The 18,159-nt window shown below is 66.0% G+C and carries 15 protein-coding genes; 10 read left to right on the forward strand and 5 right to left on the reverse strand.

The window, feature by feature from the left end:
• Positions 1 to 593 precede the first annotated feature (593 nt).
• Positions 594 to 848 (forward strand): DUF7127 family protein, encoded by a 255-nt coding sequence (locus tag IEX72_RS07830; protein ID WP_188786825.1) that lies wholly within the window; start codon positions 594 to 596, stop codon positions 846 to 848.
• On the forward strand, positions 845 to 3,106 hold the full coding sequence (locus IEX72_RS07835) for a CDC48 family AAA ATPase (RefSeq protein WP_188786826.1): 2,262 nt from the start codon (positions 845 to 847) through the stop codon (positions 3,104 to 3,106). The genes IEX72_RS07830 and IEX72_RS07835 overlap by 4 nt, the downstream gene beginning before the upstream one ends.
• A 54-nt stretch (positions 3,107 to 3,160) precedes the next feature.
• On the opposite strand, the gene IEX72_RS07840 is transcribed toward IEX72_RS07835, so the two are convergent.
• The 3 genes from IEX72_RS07840 to IEX72_RS07850 form a co-directional block, all read right to left on the reverse strand.
• The gene (locus tag IEX72_RS07840; RefSeq protein WP_188786827.1) at positions 3,161 to 4,228 is read right to left on the reverse strand and encodes a PAS domain-containing sensor histidine kinase; all 1,068 of its coding nucleotides are present in this window, start codon (positions 4,226 to 4,228) and stop codon (positions 3,161 to 3,163) included.
• A 154-nt stretch (positions 4,229 to 4,382) separates the two neighbouring features.
• A complete protein-coding gene (gene bcp / locus IEX72_RS07845) occupies positions 4,383 to 4,859 on the reverse strand; it encodes a thioredoxin-dependent thiol peroxidase (protein ID WP_188786828.1) in 477 nt (158 codons plus the stop codon).
• Between the two features lie 72 nt (positions 4,860 to 4,931).
• A complete protein-coding gene (locus IEX72_RS07850; protein ID WP_188786829.1) occupies positions 4,932 to 5,498 on the reverse strand; it encodes a sugar O-acetyltransferase in 567 nt (188 codons plus the stop codon).
• 187 nt (positions 5,499 to 5,685) lie between these two features.
• Here IEX72_RS07850 and IEX72_RS07855 point away from each other — a divergent pair, with 187 nt between their 5' ends.
• Positions 5,686 to 6,027, forward strand: coding sequence for a winged helix-turn-helix transcriptional regulator (locus IEX72_RS07855; RefSeq protein ID WP_188786890.1), 342 nt, complete (start codon positions 5,686 to 5,688; stop codon positions 6,025 to 6,027).
• A gap of 37 nt (positions 6,028 to 6,064) precedes the next feature.
• On the opposite strand, the gene IEX72_RS15210 is transcribed toward IEX72_RS07855, so the two are convergent.
• Entirely contained in the window at positions 6,065 to 6,514 is a 450-nt protein-coding gene (locus IEX72_RS15210) for a DUF371 domain-containing protein (protein WP_229663784.1), read from the reverse strand.
• Between the two features lie 624 nt (positions 6,515 to 7,138).
• Here IEX72_RS15210 and IEX72_RS07865 point away from each other — a divergent pair.
• The 3 genes from IEX72_RS07865 (at position 7,139) to IEX72_RS07875 (ending at position 9,796) form a co-directional block, all read left to right on the forward strand.
• A complete protein-coding gene (locus IEX72_RS07865) occupies positions 7,139 to 8,062 on the forward strand; it encodes a coiled-coil protein (RefSeq protein ID WP_188786831.1) in 924 nt (307 codons plus the stop codon).
• Between the two features lie 100 nt (positions 8,063 to 8,162).
• Positions 8,163 to 9,275, forward strand: a complete 1,113-nt coding sequence (locus tag IEX72_RS07870) for a DUF373 family protein (RefSeq protein ID WP_188786832.1) — start codon at positions 8,163 to 8,165, stop codon at positions 9,273 to 9,275.
• Positions 9,276 to 9,361: 86 nt separating this feature from the next.
• The gene (locus IEX72_RS07875; protein ID WP_188786833.1) at positions 9,362 to 9,796 is read left to right on the forward strand and encodes a DUF1810 domain-containing protein; all 435 of its coding nucleotides are present in this window, start codon (positions 9,362 to 9,364) and stop codon (positions 9,794 to 9,796) included.
• A 59-nt stretch (positions 9,797 to 9,855) separates the two neighbouring features.
• Here IEX72_RS07875 and IEX72_RS07880 read toward each other — a convergent pair whose 3' ends face one another.
• The gene (locus tag IEX72_RS07880; RefSeq protein WP_188786834.1) at positions 9,856 to 10,050 is read right to left on the reverse strand and encodes a DUF7333 family protein; all 195 of its coding nucleotides are present in this window, start codon (positions 10,048 to 10,050) and stop codon (positions 9,856 to 9,858) included.
• A gap of 332 nt (positions 10,051 to 10,382) precedes the next feature.
• Here IEX72_RS07880 and IEX72_RS07885 point away from each other — a divergent pair, with 332 nt between their 5' ends.
• The 4 genes from IEX72_RS07885 to IEX72_RS07900 are packed head-to-tail and all read left to right on the forward strand — an operon-like array spanning position 10,383 to position 18,138.
• A complete protein-coding gene (locus tag IEX72_RS07885) occupies positions 10,383 to 12,452 on the forward strand; it encodes a PrkA family serine protein kinase (protein WP_188786835.1) in 2,070 nt (689 codons plus the stop codon).
• Between the two features lie 7 nt (positions 12,453 to 12,459).
• On the forward strand, positions 12,460 to 14,757 hold the full coding sequence (locus IEX72_RS07890; RefSeq protein WP_188786836.1) for a PrkA family serine protein kinase: 2,298 nt from the start codon (positions 12,460 to 12,462) through the stop codon (positions 14,755 to 14,757).
• Positions 14,748 to 16,103: a YeaH/YhbH family protein gene (locus IEX72_RS07895; RefSeq protein ID WP_188786837.1), complete on the forward strand. Its 1,356-nt coding sequence runs from the start codon at positions 14,748 to 14,750 to the stop codon at positions 16,101 to 16,103. Before IEX72_RS07890 ends, IEX72_RS07895 begins: the two co-directional genes overlap by 10 nt.
• Positions 16,104 to 16,122: 19 nt before the next feature.
• The gene (locus tag IEX72_RS07900; RefSeq protein WP_188786838.1) at positions 16,123 to 18,138 is read left to right on the forward strand and encodes a SpoVR family protein; all 2,016 of its coding nucleotides are present in this window, start codon (positions 16,123 to 16,125) and stop codon (positions 18,136 to 18,138) included.
• The last annotated feature ends 21 nt before the right edge of the window (positions 18,139 to 18,159 follow it).

The following is an 18,159-nucleotide window of genomic DNA, read 5'->3' on the forward strand; positions in this document are numbered from 1 at the left end:
CCGCCCTCGGGCGGGAGTCCCGCGAGTCGGGCGGGACCCGAGGTCCCGCTGGAAGCCGGCGCGGAGCGTCGGCGATGGAACGAGCGGGACATCGATGGACGCGAGCGTCCGTCGGGGCCGGACGGGGCCGCGCTCTCGACGACGGTGACGGGAGAGTTCTCGTCAGCCACCCGGAACGCGACGCGTTCGGGTGCAGACGCGCGACGCAAGCAGTGAGGCGTTCACGGCGGTGCGCCGCCGTGGACGCGGGAGTGCTCCGCGCTCCCGGTGGCTTCGCCGCCGAAGCCGTGCAAACGGGCGCGAAGCGCCCGTGAGCAGCGACCGCGGGAGCGACCCTGTGAGCGACGAGGCGCGTCGTTCGAACGACAGCGAACCCACCGAATCGAGACCGCGGGGGCTTCCACGCCCGTCTCCCTCCGGTTCTCACCGAACTCTCCTCTCGTTAGACACTGCTCCCCAGGGCGTGTTCGCAGCCAGTGAGGTGGCGACCGAATCGCAATTCGACCGCTCGAAGGTGGTACCGGACGCCGTCTTGCGATTAGCTTGCGATGGGTTTATATAGTAATAGAACTAACGTGGAGTTAGGAATGCCAATGAACACTGGACAAGAAGCCGGCAGCGACGGGCGGATGCTCCGCCGGTACGACTACGACGACAGCTGGGTTCTCGCAGCGGACATCGGAGCGTCGGCCAACGACGTCGACGTCGACATCGACATCGTCGGGACGACCGCAATCGTCGTGGCCGACACCGGCAGCGGGGTCACCGAGGCGGAGTTCGAGCTCCCGGACGGCGACGCGACCGCCGAGGTCAGAAACGGCGTGGTGACGATCGAGGTGGACCGATGAGACTCACCGTCAAGCCGCTCAAGCAGAAGGACGCCGGCCGCGGGCTCGCCGCGCTCGACCGCGAGGCGATCGAGGGACTCGATCTGGAAGGCGGCGACTACATCCGGATCGACGGCAGCAACGGCACCGCCATCGCGCGGGTGTGGCCCGGCTACCCCGAGGACACCGGCACCGGGGTCGTCCGGATCGACGGCCGGCTTCGGCAACAGGCCAACGCCGGGATCGACGACACGGTCGACGTTGAGGCCGCAGATATCAAACCCGCGAAGTCGGTGTCGGTCGCGCTCCCGCAGAACCTCCGGATCAGCGGGAACATCGGCGGCCACCTCCGCGACAAGCTCGCCGGCCAGCCCGTGACCGCGGGCCAGAACGTCCGGGTTCCCTTCGGGTTCGGGTTCATGAGCTCGTCGAACCAGCCGATCCCGCTGAAGATCGCCTCGACGGACCCCGACGGCACCGTTGTCGTCACCGACTCCACCGAGGTGTCGATCAGCCAGACGCCCGCCGAGGAGATCCAGTCGGGCAGCGACGCCGACGACGGCACCCCCTCTGTCACCTACGAGGACATCGGCGGCCTGGATCGGGAACTCGAACAGGTTCGGGAGATGATCGAGCTGCCTATGCGCCACCCCGAGCTGTTCCAGCGGCTCGGTATCGAGCCGCCGAAAGGCGTGCTGCTTCACGGCCCGCCGGGGACCGGCAAGACGCTGATCGCGAAGGCGGTCGCAAACGAGATCGACGCCTCCTTCCACACCATCTCCGGCCCGGAGATCATGTCGAAGTATTACGGCGAATCGGAGGAGCAGCTCCGTGAGATCTTCGAGGAGGCCGAGGACGCCGCCCCGGCGATCGTGTTTGTCGACGAGCTCGACTCTATCGCGCCCAAGCGCGGCGAAGCCGGCGGCGACGTCGAACGCCGCGTGGTCGCCCAACTCCTCTCGCTCATGGACGGGCTCGACGAGCGCGGTGAGGTGGTCGTGATCGGCGCAACCAACCGCGTTGACGCCATCGACCCCGCGCTCCGCCGCGGCGGCCGGTTCGACCGCGAGATCGAAATCGGCGTCCCGGATAGAGAAGGCCGCAAGGAGATCCTCCAGGTCCACACGCGGAATATGCCGCTGACCGACGACGTCGACCTCGACGCCTACGCCGACAACACCCACGGGTTCGTGGGCGCCGACATCGCGAGCCTCGCAAAGGAGGCCGCTATGAACGCGCTCCGGCGCATCCGCCCGGAACTCGACCTCGAGGCCGACGAGATCGACGCCGAGGTCTTGGAGTCGCTGTCGGTCAACGAGCCGGACTTCAAAGGGGCCATCAAGGGGATCGAGCCTTCGGCGCTGCGTGAGGTCTTCGTGGAAGTCCCCGACGTGACCTGGGAGAACGTCGGCGGGCTCGAAGGCACCAAAGAGCGGCTCCGGGAGACCATCCAGTGGCCGTTGGAGTATCCGGAGGTCTTCGAGACCCTGGACATGCAGTCCGCGAAGGGCGTCCTCATGTACGGTCCACCGGGGACCGGCAAGACGCTGCTCGCGAAGGCCGTCGCCAACGAGGCCGAGTCCAACTTCATCTCGGTGAAGGGGCCGGAACTCCTCGATAAGTACGTCGGGGAGTCCGAGAAGGGGGTCCGCGAGATCTTCAAGAAGGCCCGCGAGAACGCCCCGACGGTGGTGTTCTTCGACGAGATCGACTCCATCGCCACCGAGCGCGGGAGCAACACGGGTGACTCAGGCGTCTCCGAGCGCGTGGTGTCCCAGCTCCTGACCGAACTTGACGGGCTCGAAACGTTAGAGGACGTGGTCGTGATCGCGACCACCAACCGCCCGGACCTGATCGACTCCGCACTGCTTCGGCCGGGGCGGCTGGACCGCCACGTCCACGTCCCGGTCCCCGACGAAGAGAGCCGCCGGGCGATCTTCGGGGTCCACACCGAGTTCAAGCCGCTGGCAGACGGCGTCGACCTCGACGACCTCGCAGCGAGAGCCGAGGGGTACGTCGGCGCCGACATCGAGGCGGTCTGCCGCGAGGCGTCGATGGCGGCCAGCCGGGAGTTCATCGACAGCGTCCAGAAGGAAGAAGTCGCCGAATCGGTCGGTAACGTCCGCGTGACGATGGACCACTTCGAGCAGGCGCTCGAGGAGGTCAACCCCAGCGTGACCGACGAAACCAGAGACCAGTACGAGCGGATCGAAGAACGGTTCGACGCCAGCGAACCCGACCGCGGGCCCGAGGCCGGTATGGGCCGGACGTTCCAATAAGTCCGACCCGCCGTCACTCGTTTCCGACCTGTTTTAGGGAGCTGTTCTGCGCCGTCAGGATTCGGTCGCCGGATCAACACCGTCGTCTGGGGCCGGCTTCGGCGGAAGGTAGAACCGAACCGCGTTGCCCCGCGGTGTCCGGCGGTCGACCCCGATCTCCCCGCCCAGGGATTCGGTGCACCACCGCATCACGAACAGGCCGACGCCGGACCCGTGGAGGGTGCTGGTGCGGGCTTCCGGCCGGAACAGCACGTCGAGTTCGGCGTCGTCGATCGGCGGGTTCCGGTCGAGCACACTGATCTCCACGCGCCCGGTGTTGGGCGACCGACCGATCCGGACCTCGACCGCCGGCACCGACGCGTCGTTGTGGACGATCGCGTTCTCGATCGCGTGCCGTAGCGCGTACGGGAACGCACGGTCGACGGCGATCCCGACGGTGTCGCGTTCGGTGACCGTGATCACCGCGTCCGGGTAGTCACCCCGACAGTCGGCGGCGATCTCCGAGACCGCCGTCGCGGCGTCACGAACCCTGCGGTTGGCCGGGTCGGCGGTGACTGCCTGTTGGATCTGCCTGACCGAGGCGGCGGCGTTGCCGAGTTCCGTCGCGGCGTCGGCGATGGTGGCGGCGGCGGCACGCATCTCCCCGGGATCGTCGCCGCCCACGATCTCCTCGGCGTACCCCGAGAGTATCGCGGACTTGTTCCTGATGTCGTGCCGAAGGATACGCCAGAACAGCTCCGCACGATGCTTCGCGTCGTGGTGGTCAGTCACGTCCCGGATCTCCGCGCGGACCCACCGGGTGTCGTCGGCCCGGGGCGACACCCGGATCCGGACCCACACCAGTTCCCCGTCGCCGCGTTTCACCCGCCAGGTGAACTCTCGGGGGTCACCCTCCCACGCCGCGTGGAGCCGTTCGCGGAAGTCCGACGCCGAGAACGAGTAGGTGTTGGCGGTGTAGCGGTCGACGTCGAGCGACCGGAGCGTCGGGTGGTCGTAGCCGAGTATCGACGCCGCGCGGTCGTTGGTATCCACGATCGAGCCGTCCGTCGGATCGTACAGCGCGATTCCGACACACAGCGTGTCGTACGCCGGGGACAGTTCGGGGCTGCATCGCGAATCCATACGCGTAGCTGTCTCCACCGGCGTGAGTTAGTACTCGCTATGAAGGGTATATACCGCTCCCGACCGGGGGAGTCCAGTCGACAGCCGCCGGACCGTGACGGGACGCGACAGTTGCTACGGGCGGACTGGCCGCGGCGACTCTCTGGCCGATCACCTACGCCGGGTCGGCTCCGAGACCGTCGAGGTCCTCGAGAATTGTTTCGGCGTGGCCCTCGGGCGAGACGCCCTCGTAGGCGAGCGCGACCTCGCCGTCCGGATCGATCACGTAGGTGTTACGGAACACGCCGTCGAACGTGTTGCCGAACATGTTCTTTTCGCCGTAGGAGTCGTACGCCGCCGCAACCGTGCCGTCCTCGTCGGACAGCAGCCGGAACGGGAGGTCGTACTCCGCCGCGAACGACGCGATGTCGTCGACCGGGTCGTCGCTGATTCCGAGCACCGCGACGTCGTGCTCCTCGAACGCTGCGTACCTGTCGCGGAAGCCGCACGCCTCGGTTGTGCACCCGGGCGTGTCCGCCCGCGGGTAGAAGTAGACGACAACGTGGTCGCCGCGGTGCGACGACAGCGACACGGGGTCGCCGCGGTGGTCGGACAGCTCGAATTCTGGCGCGGTATCGCCGGGAGCGAGCATCGCTTTCCTTTTCGAGGGCGGCGGTTTGAGACTGTCGGAGGGAGAAGACGTGGAGAAACCCCCGGTCCGGTGTCACTCGGCCGAATCGAGTTCCTTGATCACGGTCGCGGGGGTCCCGCCAACGACGACGTCGTCGGGGACGTCCGACGTGACGACCGCCCCGGACGCGACGACCGCGTTGTCGCCGACCGTCACGCCGGGGTTGAGCACCGACCGCCCGCCGAGCCAGACGTTGTCGCCGACGGTGACGGGGGCGCCGGACTCCACGCCCGCGGCCCGGTCATCCGGGTCGAGCGGGTGGGTAGCGGTGTAGACGTGGACCCCCGGTCCGACGTCGCAGTCCCGGCCGATCTCCACCCGGCAGGCGTCCAACACGACGCAGTCGAAGTTGATGTAGGCGTTCTCACCGATGTGGATGTTGTACCCGTAGTCACACCGGAACGGCGGCTCAACGTGACACCCGTCGCCGAGACCGCCGAGGAGAGCCTCCAGGAGGCGGTGTCGCCGGTCGGAGTCGTCGGGCGTCGTCCGGGTGTACTGGTCGGTGAGTTCGCGCGCACGCTCCCGGTCGGCCACGAGTTCGGGGTCGTCGGGGTCGTACACCGCCCCGTTCAGCATCCGTTCTTTGGCTCCGTCCATACCGTCGGGAGGCCGGCCACGCCCAACACCCTTCCGGAACACCGCCCGGAGGCGTGTCCGCCGCCCGTTCGACAGCCTGATACTGTCGGCTATAACTACGTGAAGATTTTCGACACCCCGGGGTGTCGAAATACGTCACGCGACTATAGCCGACAGTATGAATATCCTCCTCGGAAACCGGACACACGTGATCGAACGAATCGAAAACGAGGTCGAGATGCTGGAGCGACACCTGCGGGTGCTTCGGCTGGTGATCCGGAACGAGCCGATCGGGATCGTCCAGCTCGCCGACGAGCTCTCGATCCCGGATCACAAGGTCCGGTACTCGCTGCGGGTCCTGGAAGAGGAGGGACTGATCGAGCCGACCGACCGGGGTGCGACGACGACCGATGACCTCCGAACGTACCTCAACGGGGCGAACGATCGGATCGATGGCCTCCGAGAGCGGGTCGGTGCGTTGGCGATCGGGGGAGGGTCGGGCGACCGCGACAACGCGGCGACCGCCGACACACGCGCGTCCGAGCCGTAGGCCGGCACCACCGGGCGTCGGAACCGGATGCGGTCAACTATGTGGTGTGTTTGCCCTCGGAACCGACAGTCAACTCGAGCCGGAGGTCGGCACCGCCCGCCAAGGCGTCAACCAGCGCCCGGTCTATGTCTGCCGCCGCCGCGTCAGCGCCGACACACACCGTCCGGTTGTCCACGTACTCGCTGGTTCGCCCGACGTGGCTCCGCTCGTTCTCGAAGGAGAGTTCCGGGTGGCCGCGCCCCGTGATCGTGTCGGTGACGGTGGTCCCGTCGTCGGTGGTCGCGGTGAGCGTCGCGGTGACCGTCGCCGCCGGATCCTGACACGCGTCGACGAACGCGTCGTCGAAGTCTGCGGGCACCCGATCGGCGTCGACGGCGAGGATACAGTCGCCCGCGGGGGTGAGCCAGTCGTCGCTCGTCACCTCGAACGTACTCGTGTGTGCGGCAGAAACGTGCTCGTGGCCGCGTGCGTGGACGACTTCGTGCACACACGACCGTGGATGCCACCCGCATAAATCCGACACGGTTCCGTCCGCCGGTCGGGGTCCGGCGCCGAGTGTGCGCGGCGCGGTCGGTACTGTTTGCTCGGGTACGAGGTCGGTGTGAACGCGACGGTGAGGACTTCTGAAGCCCCCGCGGTCTCGACTCGATGCGCTCGGTGTCGTGCGAACGACGCGCGCGTCGTTCGTGACCACGAGAGGGCGAAGCGTCCATCCATGTCCCGCTCGTTCCATCGCCGGCGCTCCGCGCCGGCTTCCGGCGGAACCTCCGGTCCCACCCGCCCCGCAAGACTGCCGCCCACCGGCGAGTCTCCGGTCGGTCGTCGCGTAACTGCACGCGACCGCGCAGCCTCGCCGGTGGTTTATATGCGGGTACGGCATCCCCTGACAGCCACTCACACGCCCTCGTTCAGGGTGTGTGAGGCGTTTCCACCCGATCTGGTATCCGGAAAATTTATATACTGTAGCCGCGAAAATACGAGTACCAGAACGCCTCCGGCGTTCCGGCGGCACAGCACGCAGAATGATCGGGAACTCTTATCCACGGTTGGTAGTACTGGGCAAGCGGCCGCCACGGTCCGGAGCGGTGATGGTATCGAGGATTGATCACGCATGGTAACGCAACAGGACGTTCTTCAGAACCACGACGTAGAAGCATTAAGCGAATCGAACAACATCGATCTCACCGACGACAAGCTCGAAAACGGCTCTAAGGGTCAGCTCATCAAGGTCGCCGGTCAGCTCCGAGATCGACGAAACGACCTGAACCAGATGGCCTCCGAGCGGGCGTCGGCCCGAGACGACCTCAACGCCAAGACGCGCGAGAAGGTCGACGAGGCCCAAGACCACCGCGAGAACCGCGACGAGCTCAACGAGCAGGTCCAAGAACACAAGGAGAGTCGAAACGAGCTCAACGCGGAGGCCAACGAGCTCTTCGACGAGGTCGAGCAGATGAAAGAGGACCTAGAGCTCGACGACGGCAAGAACATCGAGGAGCTCGAAGACGAGATCGAGCAGCTCGAGTTCCGCCAACAGACCGAGGTCCTCTCCACCGAGGACGAGCGCGAACTCATCGAGAAGATCGAGGATAAACGCGACGAGCTCCGCGAAAAGAAGGAGAAAGTCGAAGATAGCGGCGAACTCGAAGCGCTCATCGAGGAGGCCGAGGAGGTCCGTTCGGAGGCCTCGAAACACCACCAGAAGGTCACCGAGCTCGCCGACGAGGCTCAGGAGCACCACAACCAGATGATCGAGGCCTACCGCGAGGCCGACGACATCCGCGACGAGGCCGACGAGATGCACGAACTGTTCGTGGAAGCCCAGGAGGCCGCCGACCGCCACCACGAAGACTTCGTCCGCGTCCAAAAGCGGCTCCGCGAACTCGACAAGCAGGAAGAGGAAGAACGGAAGGACGAGCGCGAGGAGGAGCGCGAGGCCGCAAAAGAAGAGGCCGAAGAGATCTACCAGAAGTTCAAGGAAGGCGAGACCCTCGACACCGAGGATCTCATGAAGCTCCAGAAAACGGGGCTTCTGTAGTTCGAACTGAGCGACACCGAGACGAGTCGGTTTTTTGTGATCGTGTTGTGACATCCCGTTGACCGGGAATTCTTTAGTGACGTGTCCCGTGACGTCGACTGTGACGACGCTGGTCCTCTGTGTCGACCGGTCCGACGACATCGGCCGGACCACGGGGCTCAAGAGCCCCATCGTGGGATGGGAGGCCGTCCAGTCGCTGGTCACGGACGTCGGCCTCGACGACCCCGAGGACTCACGTGTCAACTGCCTGCTGGAGACGCTCCGGGTGGCCCGCGACCTCCGGGACGACCGCGAGGAGCCGGTGCTCGCGGTGGTCTCCGGCGGCGGCGACTCCCTCGTTGGCGCCGACCGGTCGCTGTCGACGCAGGTTGACGACCTCGTTGCGGAGCACGACCCCGAGTCCGCGATTGTCGTTATCGACTCCGCAAACGACGAGCGGGTGATCCCGGTGATCGAAAGCCGGGTCCGCGTCGACTCCGTCGACCGGGTGGTCGTGCGCCAGGCCCACGACATCGAGTCGACCTACTACCTCCTGAAGCAGTTCCTCGCGGACGAAGAGCTGCGGAGCACGGTATTGGTGCCGCTCGGCGCGACGCTGCTTTTGCTCCCCGTGCTCCTGACACAGTTTTCGACCGCGGTCGCACTCGCCGGGCTCGCCGGGCTCTTGGGTGCCGCGCTGTTGTACAAGGGACTGGCGGTCGACGACCTTCTCTCCGAGGTCCCCGAACGCGTGCGGTCGGCGCTGTACTCCGGACGGGTGTCGGTAGTGACCTACGCCGTCAGCTTCGGGCTGGCGCTGGTCGGCGCGTTCTTGGGCGCGCTCGCAGTCACGCCACAAGTCGGGCCGGAGTCGGCGATCGTGAGCGTGATGCAGTTCGCTTACAGCGCGGTGCCGTGGCTGGCGTTGGCGGCGCTGACCGCGAGCACCGGCCGGCTGCTCGACGAACTCATCGGGAGCGACGGCGTGAGCACCCCATATCTGAACCTCCCGTTCGGCGTGATCGCGCTCGGACTCGTGGGCCGCGGCTTCACCGGGTGGTTCCTCCAACGGGAGTCGCTGCTCGCCGACCCACAGATCGCCGGCTACGCCGTGACGCCCCAACAGCGGCTCGCGGCGTTCATCGTTGCGGGGATCGTTGTCAGCCTCATCGGCGTGAAGGTTGCCGCGAGCGTGAGCAGCGAAACCTTAGAGGACGCGGTACAGAAGCAGTGACGCCGGATCCGGGGTGGGACCCGGCGCGCTGTGGTCCCGCGGATCGCACCACTGAAGCGTCTGGTGCGTCGGAGTACACGCGAGCGATGGATGATCCGACCGACCCGTACGACCTCAGGCGGTTTGTCGACGCCCAAGAGCCGGTCATGTCGCAAGTGAAAGACGAACTGCGAGCGGAACGGAAGCGCAGCCACTGGATGTGGTTCATTTTCCCGCAGGTCGAGGGACTCGGCAGCAGCCGGATGGCCCGGCGGTACGCGGTCGCCTCGCGCGGCGAGGCCGACGCGTACCTGAGACACCCGGTGTTGGGCCCCCGGCTCCGGGAGTGCACGGAGCTGGCGAACGGGATCGACGCGCGCTCTGCGACCGAGGTGTTCGGGTCGCCCGACGACAGGAAGTTCCGGTCGTCGATGACGCTGTTCGAGGCGGTCGCAGACGACCCGGCCCCGTTCGAGACGGCGCTGGAGCGGTACTACGGCGGCGACCGCGACGAGAAGACGCTCCAGTTCCTCGGGGAGTAACGGGACGGCGAATAGCGTGAGCAGCGAGACCTGGATAGCTACGCCGGCGGCAGCGTGGGCTACGACACCCCCGCGCGGTACTCGCCGTGTTTGACCCCGATGGCGGCACAGACCGCGCCGAAGACGAGCATCGACGGGGCCACCATTGTGAGCACGATGTTCACGGGCATCACACGCAATGCGACCAGAGCGGCGGTCCCGGCGGCAACCAACGCGATCAGGGCGCCGGCAGTCGTGGGAAGGCTGAACGCCATACGGGTCCATTTTGGGGCCCAGGTGTCAAATCTGTTGTTGCCGCGGGGCGGGGGACGCTGGTCCGGCAGACCCGACCTGTCCGGAGGTGGGCGTTGCCGGTCACCGCAAGAAGGCTTATGTGTGCGTGTCCCTCACACACTTTCAGTCTCGGTCAATCGGATCGAGCGACTGTCCGCGCGCACTGTCCGCCGGGGTTCGATGTTCTGTTGGTCCACGCCGTCACGTCGCCGTCGCACTGTGCGCCGCGGTCGACCCGTTCGGTCTCCACTCGCGTGGGGGCAAGGCGGAAACCGCACCACGGAGTGGGAGTCGCTCCCCGAGACCCACAACAATGAACGGTGACAGAGCAACCCTCGAATCACTCAGTCGGCAGTACAAGGAGTCGGTGCCCGAAGACCTCCGGGAGGCGAAGTCCTTCGAGTGGTATCTCGACGCAGTCTACGAGGACCCTCGGACCACCCGGAACGCACACCAGCGCGTCGCGGATATGTTCGACCACTACGGGACCGACTACGACGAGGACGCCGGCGTGGTGGAGTACCGAATGGCCTCGGAGGACCCGCTCCACGACGGCGAAAACACCTTCTACGGACGGGAGATCCACGAGTCGATCCACGAGTTCGTCAACAAGGTGAAATCCGGCGCCCGGGGATTGGGCCCGCAAAAGCGGATCAAACTCCTCTTGGGTCCGGTCGGGTCGGGGAAGTCGCATTTCGATTGGATGGTGCGGCGGTACTTCGAGGACTACACCGCGACCGACGCCGGGCGGATGTACACGTTCCGGTGGACCGACCTCGGAGACGTCATCCGGGACCAAGACCCCGAGGACGACACCGTGGTCTCCCCGATGAACCAGGATCCGTTGGTACTCCTGCCGCAAGAGCAACGCGACGGCGTGCTCGAGCGGCTCAACGAGGATTTGGACGCCCCCTACACGATCCGGAACGACCAGACGCTCGACCCCGCCTCGGAGTTCTACCTCGATTCGCTTCTGGCGCACTACGACGACGACCTGCAAGCCGTCCTGGAGAACCACATCGAAGTCATCCGGCTGGTCGCCTCCGAGAACAAACGGCAGTGCGTCGAGACCTTCGAGCCGAAGGACAAGAAGAATCAAGACGAAACCGAACTCACCGGGGATGTCAACTACTCGAAGCTGGCGATCTACGGCGAGTCGGACCCCCGTGCGTTCGACTACGCCGGCGCGTTCTGCAACGCCAACCGGGGGCTGTTCTCCGGTGAGGAGCTGTTGAAACTCCAGCGGGAGTTCCTGTATGATTTCCTGCACGCCTCCCAGGAGCAGACGATCAAACCGAAGAATAACCCCCGGATCGACATCGATCAGGTGATCGTCGGCCGGACGAACATGCCCGAATACAGGGAGAAAAAGGGCGACGAGAAGATGGAGGCGTTCAACGACCGCACCAAGCGGATCGACTTCCCGTACGTCTTAGAGTACGACGAGGAAGCCGAGATCTACCGGAAGATGCTTCGGAACGCCGACGTGCCGGACATGCACATCGAGCCGCACGCGCTTGAGATGGCGGGGCTGTTCGGTGTGCTCACCCGGGTCGCCGACCCCGACGGGGGAGTCTCACTGGTTCAGAAGGCGAAGGCGTATAACGGAGAAATCGACGAGAGCGACGACATCGACGCCCGGAAACTCCGGGAGAACGGCGAGGAGTCCGCGGACATCGGCGAGGGGATGGACGGCGTCTCAGCGCGGTTCATCGGCGACGAGATCGCCGAGGCGATCATGGACTCCACGCACCGCGGCCGGTCGTACCTCTCGCCGCTGTCGGTGTTTTCGCATTTCGAGGCCAACCTCGAGAACCACGGGTCGATCCCCGAGGACAACGTCGAGCGGTACTACCGCTACCTCGAACTCGTTCGGGAGGAGTACAAAGAGCGCGCCATCGAGGACGTTCGCCACGCCCTGGCGTACGATCTCGAGGAGATCCAGCGCCAGGGTGAGAAGTACATGGACCACGTTATGGCGTACATCGACGACGACACCGTCGAGGACGAACTCACCGGCCGCGAGCAGGAACCGGACGAGACGTTCCTCCGGTCGGTCGAGGAGAAACTCGAGATCCCCGAGGACCGGAAAAACGACTTCCGTCAGGAGGTGTCAAACTGGGTCTCCAGACGCGCTCGGGACGGCACCTCCTTCGACCCGCAGGACAACGACCGGCTGCGGCGGGCGTTAGAACGGAAGCTCTGGGAGGACAAAAAGCACAACATCAATTTCTCGGCGCTGGTGAGTGCGAACGAACTCGACGACGACGAACGCAGCGCGTGGATCGACGCCTTGGTGAACCAGGGCTACTCCCCGGAGGGCGCGCGGGAGGTGCTCGAGTTCGCGGGCGCCGAGGTCGCAAAGAGCGAACTGGAAGGGTGATGACGCGATGACTTCCAGCCCCGCGTCGAACCCGGCCCGCGAGTACGTCGACGCCGCCGACGACCACCTCCGCGGCACCTACGAGGAGCCGATGAGCCTCGCGGAGTACGTCGACAGGGTGTTCGAACGGCCGTCGATCGCGGCCCACGCCTCGAAATACCTCCTCGACGCCATCGAGTCGATGGGGACGAGAACGGTCCTAGAGGAAGGCGAGACCAGGGAGCGGTACCGGTTCTTCGACGACCCCGAAAACGACGGCGAACACGCCGTTCTCGGCAACACTGAGGTCCTGAACCGGTTCGTCAACGACCTCCGGACTATCGCGGCCGAGCGCGGCAAATCGGAGAAGATCCTGTGGTTCGACGGTCCCACGGCGACGGGGAAGTCAGAGCTCAAGCGGTGTCTGGTCAACGGGCTGCGGGCGTACTCGACGACTGAGGCGGGCCGGCGCTACACTGTGGAGTGGAACGTCACCGCCGCCGACGACACCCGCGGGCTCTCCTACGGCGGGGAGACAACCGGGAGCGACCGGGACTCGGACTGGTACGAGAGCCCGGTCCAGTCGCACCCGCTGTCGGTGTTCCCCGCCGACGTGCGCGAGGAACTCCTGGCCGAACTCAACGACGCCTCCGGCGACCACGTCCCGGTGACGGTGGGCGGGGAACTCGATCCCTTCTCCCGGGAGGCGTACGACCACCTCGAGGAGCTCTACCGTCGAAACGGCACCCACGACCTGTTCTCGGCGGTCACAGACTCCTCGCACCTCCGGGTAAAAAACTACGTCGTCGATGTCGGCCGGGGGATCGGCGTTCTCCACTCCGAGGACGACGGCACGCCCAAAGAGCGGCTGGTGGGGTCGTGGATGCCGGGAATGTTGCGCGAACTCGACTCCCGCGGCCGGAAGAATCCCCAGGCGTTCAGCTACGACGGGGTGCTCTCGCAGGGCAACGGGCTGCTCACGGTTGTCGAGGACGCCGCCCAGCACGCCGACCTGCTCCGGAAGCTCCTGAACGTCTCAGACGAGGGCCGGGTAAAACTCGACAAGGCGGTCGGTATGGACGTCGACACCCAACTGCTGATCATCTCGAACCCCGACCTCGACGCCGAACTCGACCAGTACGCCGACAGAAACGGCCGCGATCCGCTGAAGGCGCTGAAGCGCCGGCTCGACAAACACGAGTTCCGGTACCTCACCAACGTCTCCTTGGAGGCGCAGTTGATCCGTCGGGAGCTCACTGACGAGACCGCAGTCTGGGACATCGAGAGCGAGGACGAACTCGACAGGCGGGTCCGCGCGCCGCTCGTGGCCGACATCCGGGGGAGCGACGGGACGGTTCGGACCCGGGAGCTCGCGCCTCACACCGTCGAGGCCGCCGCGATGTACAGCGTGCTCACCAGACTCGACGGCGAGGACGTGCCCGCTGGCTACGACCTCCTCGACAAGGCGCTGTTGTTCGATCACGGCCACATCCAGGAGGGCGACACCCGGGTCACGATCGATGACATCGGGTTCGAGGGCGTCGACGAGGGGATCCACGGGATCCCGGTGACGTACACGCGCGACATCATCGCGGACCGGCTCCACGAGGAGACCGATCGGTGGCACCCCGACCTTGACGTCGGCAGCGTGGTGCTTCCCGGCGATGTGCTCGACGCGATGGCCGAGGGGCTGCCGGACGCGCCGGTGTTCTCCCGTTCCGAGCGCGCGGAGTACGAAGAGCGGGTGACGCTCGCGAAAGAGCACGCGCTCGACAGACAGGAAGCCGACGTGTTGGCGGCGCTTCTGGCGGATCGGTCGGTCGACCGGGAGACGGTCGGAGAGTACGTTGAGCACGTGTACGCGTGGGACGGCGACGAGAAGGTTGACACCGCGCGTGGGCCGGTCGACCCTGACCCCCTGCTCGTGAAGCTGTTTGAGACCGAACAGCTCGGGCGGTTCGACGACGACGACTACCTGGGCAATCAACCCACCGAGAGGGTGAAAACGTTCCGCCGGGAGAAGGTCATCACCGCGTTGAACCGCTACGCGTGGCGGAACCGCGACGAGGGGTTCACCGTCGACGACGTGGATCTCTCGGCGATCCCGGTGATCCGCTCGGTGCTTGACACCAACGACTGGGACGACGTCCGGCGGCTCTACGAGGACTTCGACCCAACACAGTGGGACGACCCCCCGGAGAACACCGAGACCGAGCGATTGAAGACGCAGACGATCGACGAACTCGTCGATCGCGGGTACACCCCCGCGTCGGCGGAGCTCACCAGCCGCGCGGTGATGCGGGAGGTGCGTCACCGATGGGACTGAGAGAGGATCTCGAACGCTTCCGGGAGGTCGGCGAGGAGCGCCGCCAGGATCTGGAGGAGTTCATTCAGTACGGCGACCTCAGCGGGTCCGATTCCGACCGGATCGAGATCCCGATCAAGGTGGTCGACCTGCCCGAGTTCACTTACGATCAACTCGACCGCGGCGGCGTCGGCCAGGGCCAGGGCGGCACGCCCGACGTGGGCCAGCCGATCGGCGAGCCCGAACCCGGTGAGGCCGACGACGACGGCGACGAGGCGGGCGAACCCGGCGAGGAAGGCGGCGAGCACGGCCACTACGAGATGGATCCCGAGGAGTTCGCCGAGGAACTCGACGAGGCGCTGGGGTTGGACCTCGAACCCAAGGGCAAGGAGGTCATAGAGGAGATCGAGGGCGACTTCACCGACGTCACGCGCACCGGCCCCAACTCCACACTGGATTTCGAGCGGCTGTTCAAACAAGGGCTCAAGCGGAAGCTCGCAACCGACTTCGACGAGGGGTTCGTCCGCGAGGCCATGAGAGTCGCCGGCGAGACGCCGAAGTCGGTCTACCAATGGTGTCGCGAGAAGCGGATCCTCGTGTCGCTGTCGTGGATCGACGCCGAGTGGGACGACATCCCCGACGACGAGCGGAGCCGGTGGAGGTCGTTCGCTGAGATGGAGCGGGAGGTCGACCGCGACAGCGCGGCCCGGCGGCTCCGCCGGGAGGGGATCGAGCAGATCCCGTTCCGCCGGGACGACGAGCGGTACCGCCACCCCGAGATCGAGGAGGAAAAACGGAGAAACGTGGTTGTTGTCAACATCCGCGACGTGTCGGGGTCGATGCGGGAGACCAAACGCGAACTCGTCGAGCGGACGTTCACGCCGCTGGACTGGTATCTCCAGGGGAAATACGACAACGCGGAGTTCGTCTACATCGCCCACGACGCCGACGCGTGGGAGGTCGACCGCGAGGAGTTCTTCGGGATCCGCTCGGGCGGCGGCACCAGGATCTCCAGCGCGTACGAACTCGCGGGGGAGATCCTGGACGAGGCGTACCCCTGGTCGGAGTGGAACCGCTACGTGTTCGCCGCGGGCGACTCCGAGAACTCCTCGAACGACACCACAGAGAACGTGATCCCCCTGATGGAAGGGATCGACGCCAACCGACACGCCTACGTCGAGACGCAGCCGGGGGGCACCGCGATCAACGCGACCCACGCCGAGGAGGTCGAACGCGCGTTCGACGGGGACGACGGCGTGGTCGTCGCGTCGGTGGGCGCGCCCGATGATGTGACCGACGCCATCTACCAGATCCTCCGGTCGCCGTCCGCGGAGCGGGCGACGACGCCGGACGCACCGGGACCGTGACCACACCACACCACAGACCATGACCGAACGACTACGACGTTTCAGGCGGACAGCACGCGCGGAGGCCGATCGGCTCGAGGAGCCGGTGGCGGAGGCCGCCGCCCTCGCCCGGAAGCTCGGGCTCGACCCGTACCCGGTGAACTACTGGGTGGTCGACCACGACGAAATGAACCAGCTCATCGCCTACGGCGGGTTCCAGCACCGGTACCCCCACTGGCGGTGGGGCATGACCTACGACCGCCAGCGGAAGCAGGACCAGTTCGGGATGGGGAAGGCGTTCGAGATCGTCAACAACGACGACCCCAGCCACGCGTTCCTCCAGGAGTCGAACTCGCTGGCGGACCAGAAGGCGGTCATCACCCACGTCGAAGGTCACGCCGACTTCTTCCGGAACAACGAGTGGTTCAGTCGCTTCTCGGGCGATCGCGAACTCGACGCCGCGGCGATGCTGGAGCGCCACGCCGAGACCATCCAACGATACATTGACGACGCCGACATCGACCGCGAGGACGTCGAGCGGTTCGTCGACGCGGTGACCTGTCTGGAGGACACCATCGACCAGCACCGGCCGCTCTCGGACGACCCCGACACCGAACGGGTCGAGCCGGCAGACCTCCGCAAGCGGCTCGACGGCATAGACCTCTCGGCGGACGTGAAAGGCGAGGTCTTCGACGACGAGTGGCTCGACCAGCTCGCGGAGTCGGAGGCCGCGGCCGCGGATCTCGACCGCCCGCGAACGGACGTGTTAGGCTTTCTCAGCGAGCACGGGATGGTCTACGACGACGACGCCGGTGAAGCCGCCGAGATGGAGTCGTGGCAGAAGGACGTGCTCGATATCCTCCGACGGGAAGCGTACTACTTCGCGCCCCAGAAGATGACGAAGGTCATGAACGAGGGGTGGGCGGCCCTGTGGGAGTCGCTCATGATGGGCGAGGAACGCTTCGCCGGCACCGACGAGTTCCTCACCTACGCCGACCACCAAGCGCGGGTGTTGGGGTCGCCGGGAATGAACCCCTACAAACTCGGGAAGGAACTGTGGGAGTACGTCGAGAACACCGAGAACCGCCGGGCGGTGGCCGAGACGCTCCTCCGTGTCGAGGGGATCACCTGGCGGAACTTCCACGACACGGTCGATTTCGACCGGGTGCAGTCGCTTCTGGAGCCCGCACCCGAGATCGACGCGATCCGCAGCGACACGCTAGAGGACCTCACTGCGCTGCCCGACGACGACCCACGGGTCGACTGGGAGACGCTCGACCGGGCGCTGTCCGAGCCGGACGCCGTCGGCGTCGACCGGTATCCGTGGAAGGTGTTGACATACGAGGGGCTGGCCGAACGCCACTTCTCGCTGGTGAAGCCGCAAAACAGGGGGTTCCTCCGGGGGATCCAGCGGTCGGAGCTCGAACAGCTGTCCAGGTACATGTTTGACGATAACAAGTACGCGGACATCGAGGCCGCGATCGCGGACGTCGACCGGACCGCCGGGTGGGACCGGATGCGGGCGGTCAGGGAGAGCCACAACGACGTGACGTTCGTTGACGCGTTCCTCTCCCGGGAGTTCGTGACGGACAACGACTACTTCACCTACGAGTACACCCGGTCGACCGGCGACTTCCGGGTGGCCTCGACCGACCCCGACGACGTGAAAAAGAAACTGCTGTTGCAGTTCACCAACTTCGGCAAGCCCACGATCGCCGTGTTCGACGACAACTTCGAGAACAGGGGTGAACTCCTCTTGGGCCACCGCTACAACGGCATTATGCTCGACATCAACGAGGCTCGCGACGTCGTAAAGCGGGTCCACGACCTGTGGGGGCGGCCGGTGAACCTGATGACGATCCGGAAGGACTACGACGACCACGAAGTCGAGGTGGCGCGGCGCCGCAATCGAGAGCCTGAGCCGACCGAGCACGGCGTCCGGATCCGGTACGACGGCGACTCCTTTTCGGAGTCCGACCTCGACCCCGAGTTGGAAGAACGGATCCAGGCGTCCGACGTCGACTACGACACGAAGCCCGACGAGTGGCTGTCGTAGTCGGCGTCGGTGGGGTCGGCC

This window comes from Halobellus salinus (genome assembly GCF_014646875.1).
Classification (GTDB): Archaea; Halobacteriota; Halobacteria; order Halobacteriales; family Haloferacaceae; genus Haloquadratum; species Haloquadratum salinum.